This window comes from Liquorilactobacillus vini DSM 20605 (assembly GCF_000255495.1).
GTDB classification, from domain to species: Bacteria; Bacillota; Bacilli; order Lactobacillales; family Lactobacillaceae; genus Liquorilactobacillus; species Liquorilactobacillus vini.
The window spans coordinates 1-13613 of record NZ_AHYZ01000054.1 but is presented as its reverse complement, the minus strand read 5'-3'; the positions used below and the strand labels follow the sequence as shown (position 1 = coordinate 13613).

At 37.8% G+C, this 13613-nt stretch carries 10 protein-coding genes and 2 pseudogenes; 4 read left to right on the top strand and 8 right to left on the bottom strand.

Features of this window, described 5'->3' with window-relative positions; all coding sequences use genetic code 11:
- Positions 1 to 1495: ClC family H(+)/Cl(-) exchange transporter (locus ON15_RS03150; protein WP_010580034.1), on the bottom strand; the 1495-nt coding region annotated here is incomplete at its 3' end.
- Positions 1496 to 1704: 209 nt separating this feature from the next.
- On the opposite strand from ON15_RS03150, the pseudogene ON15_RS03145 reads away from it, so the two are divergent.
- Both ON15_RS03145 and ON15_RS03140 read left to right on the top strand, forming a co-directional pair.
- A pseudogene (locus ON15_RS03145) lies at positions 1705 to 2925 on the top strand (MFS transporter); the annotation flags it as partial.
- A 78-nt stretch (positions 2926 to 3003) separates the two neighbouring features.
- Entirely contained in the window at positions 3004 to 3807 is an 804-nt protein-coding gene (locus ON15_RS03140; protein ID WP_010580032.1) for a Cof-type HAD-IIB family hydrolase, read from the top strand.
- A gap of 57 nt (positions 3808 to 3864) precedes the next feature.
- Here the strand turns inward: ON15_RS03140 and ON15_RS03135 are convergent, their stop codons facing one another.
- The 4 genes and pseudogenes from ON15_RS03135 to ON15_RS03125 all read right to left on the bottom strand — a co-directional run bounded on the left by ON15_RS03135 (position 3865) and on the right by ON15_RS03125 (position 7498).
- Positions 3865 to 4980, bottom strand: a complete 1116-nt coding sequence (locus tag ON15_RS03135; RefSeq protein WP_010580031.1) for an NAD(P)-dependent alcohol dehydrogenase — start codon at positions 4978 to 4980, stop codon at positions 3865 to 3867.
- Positions 4981 to 5200: 220 nt separating this feature from the next.
- On the bottom strand, positions 5201 to 6001 hold the full coding sequence (locus tag ON15_RS03130; protein WP_010580030.1) for a MetQ/NlpA family ABC transporter substrate-binding protein: 801 nt from the start codon (positions 5999 to 6001) through the stop codon (positions 5201 to 5203).
- 76 nt (positions 6002 to 6077) lie between these two features.
- Positions 6078 to 6197 (bottom strand): annotated as a pseudogene (locus ON15_RS11585) (5-methyltetrahydropteroyltriglutamate--homocysteine methyltransferase); the annotation flags it as partial.
- 374 nt (positions 6198 to 6571) lie between these two features.
- The gene (locus tag ON15_RS03125) at positions 6572 to 7498 is read right to left on the bottom strand and encodes a glutathione S-transferase C-terminal domain-containing protein (protein WP_010580028.1); all 927 of its coding nucleotides are present in this window, start codon (positions 7496 to 7498) and stop codon (positions 6572 to 6574) included.
- Between the two features lie 308 nt (positions 7499 to 7806).
- Here ON15_RS03125 and ON15_RS03120 point away from each other — a divergent pair, with 308 nt between their 5' ends.
- Both ON15_RS03120 and ON15_RS03115 read left to right on the top strand, forming a co-directional pair.
- On the top strand, positions 7807 to 9183 hold the full coding sequence (locus tag ON15_RS03120) for an amino acid permease (protein WP_010580027.1): 1377 nt from the start codon (positions 7807 to 7809) through the stop codon (positions 9181 to 9183).
- A gap of 271 nt (positions 9184 to 9454) precedes the next feature.
- Positions 9455 to 11065, top strand: a complete 1611-nt coding sequence (locus tag ON15_RS03115; protein WP_010580026.1) for a peptide ABC transporter substrate-binding protein — start codon at positions 9455 to 9457, stop codon at positions 11063 to 11065.
- Positions 11066 to 11234: 169 nt separating this feature from the next.
- Here ON15_RS03115 and ON15_RS03110 read toward each other — a convergent pair whose 3' ends face one another.
- The 3 genes from ON15_RS03110 to ON15_RS11945 form a co-directional block, all read right to left on the bottom strand.
- Entirely contained in the window at positions 11235 to 12386 is a 1152-nt protein-coding gene (locus ON15_RS03110) for an ArgE/DapE family deacylase (protein WP_010580025.1), read from the bottom strand.
- A gap of 13 nt (positions 12387 to 12399) precedes the next feature.
- On the bottom strand, positions 12400 to 13233 hold the full coding sequence (locus tag ON15_RS03105) for a transporter substrate-binding domain-containing protein (RefSeq protein ID WP_010580024.1): 834 nt from the start codon (positions 13231 to 13233) through the stop codon (positions 12400 to 12402).
- Positions 13234 to 13479: 246 nt separating this feature from the next.
- Complete coding sequence (locus tag ON15_RS11945) at positions 13480 to 13602, bottom strand: FAD-linked oxidase C-terminal domain-containing protein (protein ID WP_081580151.1); 123 nt, start codon at positions 13600 to 13602, stop codon at positions 13480 to 13482.
- Positions 13603 to 13613: the final 11 nt, after the last annotated feature.

The window sequence follows — 13613 nt, the reverse complement described above, 5'->3', positions numbered from 1 at the left end:
CATCCCCTAGCTTGCAGCTATCAACCAAAATTGTCAGCTGATCTTTAGGCCGCAAAACGGTATCGCCTTTAGCAACAACCTGCTTTTCATCCCGTGTGATTCGGGTCAAAATAGCCCCAGCTGGCCAAGCAATCTGCCGAACTTCCTTGCCGGTCAAATTGCTGACAGGCGAAACGATAAATTTAAACTGATCCAACCGGCCAGTCAAATTGGTTAATTGCTGATTTAAATGCATCTTGGCTGCCAATGACTCATAAATTGGGGCTCCATCTAATAAATCGATCACGACATAAGCCAAGAGTGAAACTGTCGCTAAAGGCATAAGATGTGCCAATGAGCCAACCATTTCCGTAATTAAAATAATTGCGGTAAAAGGTGCTTTACTGATGCCAGCAAAATAGCCGGCCATGGCAAAAATAATTAAATTGGGGATATAAACGGCTGGTAATAAACCCAAGGTGTGAAAGGTAGCACCAACTAAAGCGCCAATAACTGCTCCTAAAGTCAAAATTGGCAGAAAGATCCCTCCTGGAACTCCTGAGCCAAATGAAACGGCTGATAAAATGAAGCGTAACAGGAAGACCACTAGCAACATCCCGATCCCCCAGTTAACTGAAGGCAAGGAAATAATCAATGAATTGCCACCGCCAATAATTTGCGGGAACCACACCGCGACTGGTAAAACAACTACTAGCATGATGATTGCGTGGTACTGGCGGGGAATACGACTAAACAGCAGATAAAATCGTGAGCTTTGCAGAGTAATCTGCTGATACAAAAATCCTAATAATCCTAACAACAGACCTAAGACGATCAAAATCCAATAATATCTTAGCGGCATGCTTTGCTGATAGCTGATCTTCAAGACTGGTGTCAATCCAAAAACTTTTTCTGTTACAAGGTCAGCCATCAAAGCACCACTTAATGACCCGAGCCACAAGAGTACTGAGAAACTATGGGAAACTTCTTCTAAAACAAACATTGTCCCGGCTAAAGGGGCACTAAATGCCGCAGACAACCCAGAAGCTGCACCAGCTGAAACAAATAAACGCCAATTTTGCTGATCCAATTTGAGCTTTTCAGCCAGTGTCTGTCCCAGAGCTGCGCCCAACTGAACTGAGGGACCCTCCCGACCTAAAAAACCACCAGACCCAATTGCCAAAACTCCAGCAACAAATTTACGCCAAACAATTGACAATGGCCGTGTCAATGTCAGCTTATCAGCCAACTGAAGTTCAACTTCCGGAATTCCTGAACCCTTAACATGCGGTTCTGGTTTAATGATCCAACCGATCAACCAGGTAATCACTCCAAATAACAGTAAAACTACTAACAACCATAACCATGAAGTCCTAGCCAAAGCGTAAAGCTGCTTCCAATTCTCCAAAGAGTATTCAATCAACCAGCGAAAACAACTGACGACTAAGCCAACTGTTAACCCAATCAGCAGACTCCAGCCAATTATTTTTAACTTTAATGAAGGAATGTCACTCACTTTCTTAAACCACCCTTGATTTTTTGCCTGATATCTTTAATGTAGCACAAAGCTCAGTGGGTTCAAAATAGATTTAAAAAAAAATCAATTTATCGGTTTCCTTCTTGAAAAAAATTTCGACTACTCGCAAACTAGAATCAAAAAGCCAAAATTAATAATTTGGCATTTAAGTTAAACTTGAAAAGAGGCAAAGATTTGCTAACAAATTTTTTTCAAATACCTTTTCATCATTACATTCGCGCAACTTTAGAAATTTTTGGCTAGGCCAATGTATTTCAGTTATTGGAACTTGGATTCAAAGAACTGCTCAAACCTGGTTAGTTTATAAATTAACCAATTCAGCTTTTTTGGTTGGAATTCTAGGTGTTTTCCAGTTTACGCCGATTTTGCTTCTCACTTTAATTGCTGGAACCATCATTGATCGCTTCTCTAAGCGAAACATTCTGCTAATCACTCAAAGCGGATTTTTATGCTTAGGAGCAATTATGACCGCCCTAGTCTTCTTCAAAATAGTTCAATACTGGGAAATACTATTAATTGCCCTTGGCTATGGAATTCTACAAAGTTTTGATAATCCGACCAGACAATCATTTGTTTTTGACTTAGTTGGACCTAAAAATTTATTAAATGGCATTTCTTTAAATTCTTCAGTTTTTAATTTAGCCAAAATTATCGGTCCATCAATTGCTGGGGTATTAATGGCTAAGTTCAGTATTGCTTGGTGCTTTTTTATTGATGCTTGCAGCTATTTAGCTGTCTTAGTTGGTTTATTTTTTGTTAAAGATGTTCCTGCTATCAAAACTAACCAACACCAAAAATTGCTACCTGAAATTATGGAGGGTTTGCGTTATGTAATGCAAGCTCCAGAAGTACGGTTTAGTGCTGAACTAATGTTAATCATCTGTACGTTAAACTTTAATATGAATGTCATTATTCCCGTTTATGCTAAAACTGTCTTGCATGCTGGTGCCCAGGTCTTTGCTAATCTCCTTTCAGCAGTAGGTGTTGGATCTTTGATCGCCGCGTTTTTTATGAGTTATATTTCTAAAAACGGTGCTAATCGACGTTTATACTTATTAATTTCGCTAAGTGTCGTTTTAAGTCAAACCCTAATGCTTTTGGTTCAAACCTATTGGTTAGCTATCGCCATCATGGTTATTATCGGATTTAGCAACATGATTTTTCTAAATCAATCCAATGCTGCATTTCAATTTTCGGTCCCCAATGAATTACGTGGCCGGGTAATGAGTGTCTACGTTCTTTTAAATCAGGGTTCCACCCCACTTGGGAGCCTTTATGCTGGCGGCATCATGGATTTAACTTCCGGTTTACTTGGTTTTCCAGCTTGTGGTGGTTTAGCTTTACTATTATTGATTCCTGTTTTTTGGGAACATCAATCTTTAATTAGGATTTGGTTTAAAAAGCATTGAGCCGAATTTTTAATTGATACTTTATTAATTTCCAATAAAGCGGTATCATGAAAGTAAATTCAACTTGGAGTGAACATCATGATCAAAGCAGTTGCCGTCGATATGGACGGTACTTTTTTAAAAAATGACAAAAGTTATGAACAACAACGCTTCTTAGACATCTATCAAATTATGAAACGCAAAAAAGTCAAATTTATTGTTGCTAGTGGTAATCAGTATCAACGCTTACGTCAAATCTTTTCACCAATTGCCGATCAAATCAGTTTTGCCGCTGAAAATGGAGCCCTCGTGATCGATCGTAATCAAGAGATTTTTGCTGGTAGTTTTGCCATCCCAACTTTAAAGAAGACCATCAATCTTTTAAAAGATCTACCCCAAGTCCTGCATATAAATGTTTGTGGAGCTAAGAGTGCTTATATTTGTAAAAATGATCCACTTAAATTCAAAAAACTATCACAGTTTTATTATCCAGCTTTGCAAGAAATCAATTCGTTTCAGGAATTGCCGGTTGATAATTTCTTTAAAATCAACATCCATGTGACTGATGGTCAAGGAACTTATTTTCAAAAACTAATTCCTAAAATCACTGATGGCCAAGTCGCAGCAACTTCCGGCGGCAATGACGATCTTGATTTGATTGTACCTGGTTTGAATAAAGCTGCTGCCTTGAAAAAGCTACTGGCTCATTGGGGCATCATGCCTAATGAGTTGATGACTTTTGGAGATGGCGGCAATGATTTAGAAATGCTGCGACTGGCTGGTTATAGCTACGCCATGGCTAATGGAGCCCCAGCAGCGGTAGAAGCTGCTAAATACCTTGCCCCAACCAATCAGCAGAGCGGCGTTTTACAAGTTTTAGAACGGCATTTTGCCGGTGATTAAAGCTTAAAAAAAACTGGTTCCTTAATAATTAAGAAACCAGTTTTTATTTTTTTCAATTTATTCCGGCTGGCAATCCTCGTCAACTATCAAAACCGGTTTAATCGTTTTACCGCTAACTGAATCTTGGTTTGCTTGATTGATATCAGCAAATTTATAGAATTTCTCAGTTTTGTCGAAATCAAACATTCCTAGTTTATAAAATTCAATCAACCGTGGGACATCAATCTGGGGAATTGCATCGCCCATGTTAACACCGACAACTTTTCGATCTGACGTGCATAAGTCGTTCCAAGAACTCATGGTAACGTTTTGGGCCGTTGCAATCAATGCTGCTGTACCGCCTTGTGCCAATGATTGAACAGCCTGCATCATAACTGGGTTGACTCCAGTCGTATCAACTGTAAAATCAACACCGTAACCATTAGTCAATTCCTTAATTTTCTTAACCGGATCCTCATTCTTACTATTGATAGTTTGAGTCGCTCCAAGTTCCTTTGCTAATGTTAATCGCTCATCAACAATATCGACCGCAATAACTTTGACACAACCCGAAATCCGGCCAGCCATCATTGCTGTCAAGCCAACTGCTCCAGTTCCAAAAACTGCAATCGTTTGGCCTGGTTTTGGCTGCAAATTGTTGAAAACTGTTCCACTACCAGTGACATAGCCGCAGCCCAATGGTCCTAATTTACGCAAATCTAAGTCCTTATCAACTTTAACCGCATTCCTTTGATTGACAACTGTTCGGGTCGTAAATGATGATTGATTGAACATATCACTAATATGCTGACCATTTTCAGTGAAATGATCTGTTCCATTAGCTCTTAAGCCACTTAGATTGCATTTAGCGTAACTACGGCATTGGGTCGGAATTCCACGCAGACAGTTATCACAAGTTCCATCTGAGTAAAAAGATAATACAACATGATCACCAACTGAAAAATCACTGACTTGTGAGCCAACTTTTTCAACAATTCCAGAACCTTCATGCCCTAAAATTACTGGATAACCTAATGAAGCGTCACCTTTGCGGATAGCCTCATCTGAATGACAGATACCAGTTGCCACAATTCTGACTTGTAAATCAGTTGGTCCCATTTCAGCTAATTCAATATCATCTTTGAGCACAAAAGGTCCGCCTTTTTCTTCAACAACTGCTGCTGTAATTTTCATTTTATTTGCCTCCCAAACATTGTGAATTAATTAACTATATTTAGTATAAAATCAATGGCAAGCGTTTTCAATAACGGATTTACAGTTAAAAGTAACAAATATTAAGGAGGCAATTAACGCCTTATAGTTTAAGATATTGAATTAAGAATTCAGAAGTTTTTTAATCCCAAGCAATCAAAAAGCAGTCAAAATACTGACTGCTTTTTGATTATTCATTTTTTTACCAAGCCGGCAGGGTATTGCCCTTATAATACTTCTGAATATTTTTCTTAGTTTCAGCTGTTTGATAAGCTTTAACGATCTTTTTATAAGTTGCATTATTCTTATTTTTCTTTAAAGCTGAGATAACATTGATATACTGACCGCCATTCTTTAAATGTTCCCGATAAAGAGCGCTCTTTAATGAAATCTTAGCAGAAGCAGCATAATTACCATTGATTACTGCCGCATCAACACTTGTCAACGAACGTGGAGTCTGAGCTGCATCTAATGTTGAAAATTGCAAGTTCAATTTATTTTTCACAACATTTTTCGGAGTAACTAGCCCTTTACTATTTAGCTTGATCAAACCAGCATCTTGCAAAAGATCCAAGGCCCGCGTTTCATTAGCTGCATCATTGGGAATTGCAATCTTGGCATTTTCTTTTAAATCAGCTAGTTTTTTGATTTTTTTGGAATAAAGTCCTAACGGTTGAAAATAAGTATTTCCGATTGCAACAATTGAAGTATGATTTTTCTGATTCCAAGCAGTTTGAAAATTATAGCTCTGAAAAGCATTTAAATCAATATCACCATCTACTAATGCCCGATTTGGCTGATTATAATCAGTAAAAGTTGTAATTTTAAGATTGATGTTATCTTGCTTTTTGACTTTTTTAGCAACACTCTCCCAAATTTGTTGATCTTGGGTCCCAACAACACCAATTTTAACCGTTTTGGACTGCTTTCCACAGCTAGCCAAAAATACCAATACTCCAAATAAAGTCACCAATAAACTAACAAAATGTAACTTTTTCAACATAAACACTCCCCAATTTTTATAATTTTTATTACCAAATTTTTTTTGCTGTCTCAACTACTAAGCGGATCTTCGTCCGCAGCTGCTCTGCCGTAATTTTACCAGCTGCCAAAGCTGCTCGTGACTGCTTTAATTCTGCCGGTCGCAAAAAACTTCCGACAATATCGTAATGTAATTTAGTTGCTGTTGCATTGGTCATAACTCAACACTCTCCTTTAAAATTTAATTGCACAAAAAAAGCCCCTTGTTCGTCACTGCTGACAAACAAGGGGCGAAGAAACCGCGGTGCCACCCTTCTTCACATCAAAAAGCGATGCCTCAACGATACTTGCAGATCACAAATATCTGGGAAGATAACGGTTCCTGCCGAGCAACTGGCTTGCACTAGTTACTTCTGTTTCAAAGCTCATCTTCACTACTTTAACTAATACCTGTTTTCAGCTGACTCAGGCTCTCTTTGCTCAGTTATTATAGCTACTCTTCTTTTCAAAAGATTTTCCAAAATTAAGTTTTAATTAATAAATTATCCGTATTCTAATCTTTCAAAAAAAATCTGTCAAGCCTTTTTTCAAATTAACTTAACCACTTCTGTTCATCTAGTAATGGAATCACTCGCTCAAAGGTTGTAATCGGCCGATCATCTTGCTGATAGAAGTGCTTTTTAATGTCTTCAAAATCTGTATAGTTCTTAAACGCTGGAATCTGGGCCAAGCGCTTTGCATAAGCCCAAAGTGCCGGGTAATCTGTTAATCGGTGCAAGCTTAATTTATTTTGATAATAATAAACTAAATCAAACCTTAGCAAAGTGACGTACAGCCGAACATCTAATTGCGTTAGCTTATCACCCCACAAGTATTTTTGCTGCCGCAAAACCTGGTCAAATTTAGCTAAATGATCAAAAAAGATCTGCACTAATTTTTCATACTCAGCTTGTGATTTAACGGTTGTAATTTTCCCAGGCAAACGATTGATGTTTTCTAAAATATCAGCTGCTGCAGTTTTGAATTCACCAATCCGAGTTTGCGGGAAAAATTCGATCTGCTTCTCATTGGCATAACGTCCCCATTTCAAAGCCAATTCATCTAAAAGCGTATTGGTAACATTATTGACGACTTTCCCAGTTTTAATATCAACTAACGCTGGAACGCTAGAACGGCCTTCAAAATTTGGCAGAGCTTTCTGATAGTTTTGCGATAGACGCGTTGTTTTTAGGACTGGATCTGCGAAATCATCACGTTCACCAAACCACCAATCAGTTTGGATTCCATTGCGGCGCAAAGGATAAATGACACCCTTGGAAATTACTTGATCTAATCCTAAGTAATCAATTTCAATCGCTACTTGAGTTGCCCAGGGACAAAACCTGCCAAGGATCAAGCGATAGCGACCAGCTTCAACTGGTAGCTCATTGGTTGAAAAACGTTTATCAATTGTTACGGTTGATTGCGTAACGGTCGTTGGTTGCTTGGGCTGAAATTCACATGTTAAATTTTCTGTCATAATTTTACCTCCCACTGATATTTTGATTATAAAACGTTGCTGATTTAATTGGGTATTTGTTGCTCAGCATTTAAGAATTAGCTATTTTTTTAATTTAAATCACTTTTTTTTCAATTTGCAAGGCTTAATTTTTAATAATTTGAAAAGCTTTAATTTTTTTATTAGCGACCTTTTCTTATTTTTCCAAAAAAATTTAGTCAAGACTAGCTTAATCTCATTATCATGTCATATAATTAAACATGTGTTTTTATTAAATTGGCAGCTAATCAAATTAACTTGCATTTAATCTTTTTCTAAGGAGTTTTTTTATGGAATCAAAACAAGAATTAAACCGTTCTCTGTCTTCACGTCAGATGCAAATGATTGCACTTGGTGGAGCTATCGGTGTTGGCTTGTTTATGGGCTCGGCTTCAACCATTAAATGGACCGGTCCATCAGTTTTACTCGATTACGCTTTAGCCGGTCTGATCTTGTACATCGTGATGCGAGCTTTAGGAGAAATGCTTTATCTCGATCCAGCGACTGGCTCATTTGCTAAATTTGCCAGTGAATATATTGGACCGTTAGCTGGCTACTTAACTGCTTGGAGCAACATTTTTGAATACATAGTTGTTGGTACTAGTGAAGTAATTGCGGTTGGTCAATATCTAAATTATTGGTGGCCAAATTTGCCTGGCTGGGTCTCTGGTGTTGTGATTGTCATCACTTTATGTATTGCTAATTTGGTCTCAGTTAAAGCTTATGGCGAACTTGAATTCTGGTTTGCTTTATTTAAAGTTTTAACGATTATTTTCATGCTGATTCTTGGCGCTTTAATTATCTTGTTTGGCTTTGGCAATCATGGCCAGCCAATTGGATTTAGCAATCTTTGGTCGCATGGTGGCTTTTTCACCGGTGGAATCAAAGGCTTTGGTTTTGCTTTATCAATCGTAATCGGAGCCTATCAAGGAATCGAAGTTTTGGGGATCACCGTGGGCGAAGCTGAAAACCCTCGTCCGAAAATTATCAAATCCTTCAAATCAATTGTTTCACGAATCTTATTATTTTATATCGGATCGATCTTTGTAATTGTTACGATCTACCCTTGGGATAAACTTGACCAAGTTGGTTCACCATTTGTCGAAACCTTTGCTCGGGTGGGAATCACCACCGCTGCCAGCATCATCAACTTTGTTTTGGTCACTGCTGCCATGTCAGGGTGCAATTCCGGAATTTTCAGTTCCAGTCGCATGCTGTACACCCTTGGCTTGAAACACGAGGTCAGTCATAAGTACACCTTGCTTTCCAAACGCGGTGTGCCAGTTTTATCGGTTTTGACGATTTCAGTTGGTATTTTACTGGGGTCAATGCTGAATGTGATCTTGCCGCTATTTGTCAAAGACAGTTCCAACATTTTTGTGATCGTTTTTAGTTCCAGTGTCTTGCCGGGAATGATTCCTTGGTTTGTAATTTTAATCAGTCACTTAAAATTCCGCAAAATTAAACAAGGCCAGCTAACTAACCATCCCTTTAAGCTGTCCTTGTCACCATGGTCGAATTATTTTGCTTTGATTGGCTTAGTCACAACGATCATTTTTATGTTGATCAATTCAGAAACGCGGATTTCCGTAATTGTTGGTTTTATTTTCTTAGCTATTATGACTGGCATTTTTTATGCTACCCGGCCAGATAAAAAGTCCATTTAATTACAATTGACGTAAGCATTTTTTTGCTTTCAGTTGACAGCTGTAATCAAAATTATTAATCTAGAAGTGTTAACAAAGGGAGTGTTCGTTCATGGCTAAATTAGTTGCAAAACAAATTTGTTATTGTCTTTTTCAAACTAACAATTTATTCGTGGACCAGGAGACTTGGTTTAAGTAGTTAGCTGAGTTAAATTTTTAGTCTCCCCCTTCAGCCACGAAAACTGAAGGGGATTTTATTTAACTCAGCAGGAATTTAACAGGGGGACTAACTTTGAAGAAAAAATATTTTGCTTTAGGAATTGCTTTAGCTGCAGCATTGACATTAGCAGCTTGCGGCAAAAAATCAACCACCACTAGCAGCAAACAAGTGCTGACGGTCGCAACTAATGCCGAAATGGCGACTTTAAGTACGACTAAGTATAGTGATACGACCAGTTTGGAAGCCTTAGAAAATACTTTTGAAGGTCTATATCGGTTTAATGCTAAAAATAAGCCAGTTTTAGCGGGTGCAGCCAGCGTTAAGGTTAGCCAGGACAAAAAAACCTACACCTTTAATTTACGCAAAAATGCTAAGTGGTCAAATGGCGATCCAGTAACTGCAAACGATTATGTTTTTGCTTGGCGGAAAATGGTCGATCCAAAATCAGCTTCGCCTAATTCTCAGCGTTTCCAACCAATTAAAAATGGAACACAAATCGCTGCGGGCAAGCTGCCAGTCAAAGATTTAGGCGTTAAAGCTTTAGGCAAGTATAAACTGCAAGTAACTTTGGAAGCTCCAATTAGCTACTTTAGCGAATTAATGACTGGAGCACCATTTTACCCGCAAGATGAAAAAATCGTCAACAAGTATGGCAGCAGTTATGGGACTTCAGCCAGCAAAACTGTTTATAATGGTCCATTTGTCGTTAAGAACTGGAATGGAACCAATTTGAAATGGAACTATGTTAAAAATCCGGATTATTGGGACAAGAAAACTGTTTCACTCAAAAAAGTCAATGTGCAAGTCGTCAAAGATGCCTCAACCGCAGCTAACTTGTACAAAACTAATAAGCTTGATTATGCAATGCTGACGACCGATTATATTCAACAATATAAAAATACCGCTGGCTATCACGTTAAAACAATTCCTTTGATCGGCTATATGTCCTTTAACACTCATCGCAAGACGACTGCTAACGTCCATTTCCGCAAAGCGATTGCACAGGCTTTCAATAAAGAATTGCTGGTCAAAAATGTTCTTCATGCTGGTTCACCATTAAACGGAATCGTTCCAAAGGGCTTTGCTTACAACTCTAAAACTGGTAGCGATTATCGAAGTGATGCTGGAAACATGCTGACATATAACTTAAAAGCTGCACGCAAACAGTGGGCACTTGCCAAACAAGAATTAGGCCAAAGGAAAATTACTATCCAACTGTTGACTTCTGATACGACCGATTCCAAACAAGTTGGAGAATATTTGCAAAGTCAATTGGAGACTCATTTGCCGGGCTTAAGTGTTAACATTCGCTCAATCCCATTGAAATCCAGATTAGCGGCAACTTCAGCTTATGACTTCGATATCGTTTACGGAACTTGGCAGCCGGATTATGCTGACCCGGTCAACTTTATCAGCGATGGTGGACAATACCACCTAGATGACGATTATCAAAATGCTAACTTCCGCAAGCTGCTAAATCAAGCGGCCACAACTTATGCGACAAATATCAATCAACGGTGGAAAACTTTGATTAAAGCTGAAAAGCAATTACTGCAAAAAGACGCCTTTACTGCTCCAGTCTATCAAGGTGCGATGTCTTATTTATTAAAAGCTAAGGTCAAGGGCTTACAGATCTCGCCATATGGAACGGTACTATTTTACCGTAATGTCCAAATTAAATAATTCGGTGCATTTATTAAAAAGCTGAGAAAAAACAATTTTCTCAGCTTTTTATTTATGTTTGTAAAAGAATACACATCAACCAACCATCCCAAGCACTAAGCATATTAATTAAATCTACAATACCATGGATTTCTAACCTTTAATAAACCAATCTAAAGACTCACTTGTCTTATTGTTTTAAAAATTCCATTGCTAAACGTTGATAGAATTTAATGGCTTTTAAGTAAACGTCGAGCTTGATGTACTCATTGCTTTGATGTGAGGTATACGATCCCGGACCAATTTTTAAATAATCAAATTTCTTTTTAGCACGAATAAATTCGGCACTATCATTTGATCCTAAACCCCCAGTTATTTTGGCTGGGTGCTGCCAGATTGTTTGATAAACAGTTTGAGCTGTTTTGATTAATTCTGAATCAGCTCTTCCTAAAACTGCTTCTTGCGGATACATATAAGAAATAGCCAACTTAAATTTTTCCTGAGCATTTAATTGCTTTAAAATTCGTTCAAATTCAGCAAAAAATACCCGATTAGGATATTGAGGAATGGTTCGAATATTCCCTGTCATTTCAGCATACGATGGAATACTATTTACCTGTTCTCCACCTTTGATTTGCGTGACATTATGCGTTATTGGACCTAAAATTGGATCCGTTTGGTCAAACTTTGCAAATGCTTTTCTTATTTCTGACAAACAAATCAGCAAATTATCAATGGTATTAATTCCAAACTGTGGCCGAGCACTATGCGCAGTTTTCCCAATTGAAGTAATTCGGTAGTCAATTACCCCACGCGTTGTATAAATAATATCTTCCATATTGACACTCGGTTCAGCAATTACCAAGCCGTCAAGTTGATCCGCATAACCTTTATCTGTTAACTGAGCCGCACCATACTCGCCAGTTTCCTCGCCAACCGAAGCCAACAATCTAATTTGACCTGGCAACTCAACTTGATTTTCCAGCAATTCCAGCATAGCAACAACTAATGCTGCCAAGCCGCCTTTCATATCAGCTGCTCCACGACCGAATAGTTTGCCATCGGTTATCCACGGATCAAATGGATCATGCTGCCAGTCAGTTAGTCTCCCTGCTGCCACCACATCCAGATGACCAGAAAAGCCCAACATTTTCCCAGCGGTTCCCCCAATTGTAACTACCAAGTTATCTCTTCCGGGAGAATAATTGATTTTTTCAATTTTAGCTGCTGGATACTTCCTAAAAAGCGAAGCAAGATATTCTGCAACTGCTGCTTCATTGCCATTGACTGAACGAATACGAATTAAATTTTTTAAAATCGCAATTTTTTGTTGGTCTTCCAAAACCTCACCTCATTTACTTGCCGTACTTCATTTGTAAGTCTTGAGCTTGTTGATACATTTTGGTCAATTGGCCATTTTTGTCAAGCCGTGTAATTTCTTGATTTATTTTCTTCAGTAAAGTCTTATCAGATTTTCTAACTGCGACACTCACGGCACTGACATCAGTCGATGCTTTTAAGCGAACCTTAGAAATCGCGTACTTATCTGGGAATTTTTTCACATACATATCAGCTGAGTCTTTACCGATTGCTATACCATCAAGCTTGCCGTTTAATAATTCAGTGGTCAAAGTGTTTAATGAACTTTCAACAACTAAATTAGCTCCCTTTAATTGTTGCTGGGCAAGTTTTTGTGGGACAGATGATTGTTGCGCTCCAATTGCTGCACCCTTAAATGAAGATAAGCTCGAAAACTTTTTCTCTTCCCCTTTTCTTAGTAAGACTGTAAATTTTGCATAGTGATAAGGTTTAGAAAATGCTACTACTTTTTTTCTTTGTTTATTGGCCACCATCCCGGCCAAAATGAAATCGACTTTTTTATCTTGTAATTCAGAAATTAGTGAAGGAAAAGCAATATTTTCAATTTCTAATTTGACACCGATACTTTTGGCAATTTTTTTCGCAACCATTACATCATAGCCAACAATTTTTTTTGCTCCATTTTGCATAATTGGAAACTCAAATGGAGCCGCATCAGCCGAAGTTCCTAAAACAATTGTTTTTTTGGCTTTAATTTTTTGCAAGCTATTATCCTGACTAGATTTGGTTGAACCACAAGCTGCTAATGTAACCAGCATTACTAAAGCTAGTGCTAACAATAATCCCAGTTTGCTCTTTTTTAAATTCATATTCTTCCTCCTTTATAGACAAATTCCCAGCTTTTTAGTACATGACAGAATTCTAACATGCTTATTAATTAAAAGTAACATTATGATTAAATAGTTTTAATTCAAATTAATAACCAGGCATTAATTTTGAAATCCAAAGAAAAGATTATTTTTGGAGATTATTCATAAACTATTCAGCTATTAATGATTATGTGATTTTTTAGCCAAAAAAAGATGCTAAAAATTTAGCACCCTTAAACTATCTTTTTATAATTTACGGCCTGGATTCAAGATATTATTTGGATCCAAAGCTGCTTTGATTTTTTTCTGTAATTCTGCTGTAGCTTCACCCAACTGTGGAACTACCCATTTGTTTTTGAGCTGGCCGATGCCATGTTCCG

Excerpts from the sequence above, each read along its gene's own strand:
- ON15_RS03135 (WP_010580031.1), bottom strand. The coding sequence starts at position 4,980 with ATGAAAATTACAGCAGCAGTTGTTGAAGAAAAAGGCGGACCTTTTGTG.
- ON15_RS03125 (WP_010580028.1), bottom strand. The coding sequence starts at position 7,498 with ATGACAGAAAATTTAACATGTGAATTTCAGCCCAAGCAACCAACGACC.
- ON15_RS03120 (WP_010580027.1), top strand. The coding sequence starts at position 7,807 with ATGGAATCAAAACAAGAATTAAACCGTTCTCTGTCTTCACGTCAGATG.
- ON15_RS03140 (WP_010580032.1), top strand. The coding sequence starts at position 3,004 with ATGATCAAAGCAGTTGCCGTCGATATGGACGGTACTTTTTTAAAAAAT.
- ON15_RS03130 (WP_010580030.1), bottom strand. The coding sequence starts at position 6,001 with ATGTTGAAAAAGTTACATTTTGTTAGTTTATTGGTGACTTTATTTGGA.
- ON15_RS03105 (WP_010580024.1), bottom strand. The coding sequence starts at position 13,233 with ATGAATTTAAAAAAGAGCAAACTGGGATTATTGTTAGCACTAGCTTTA.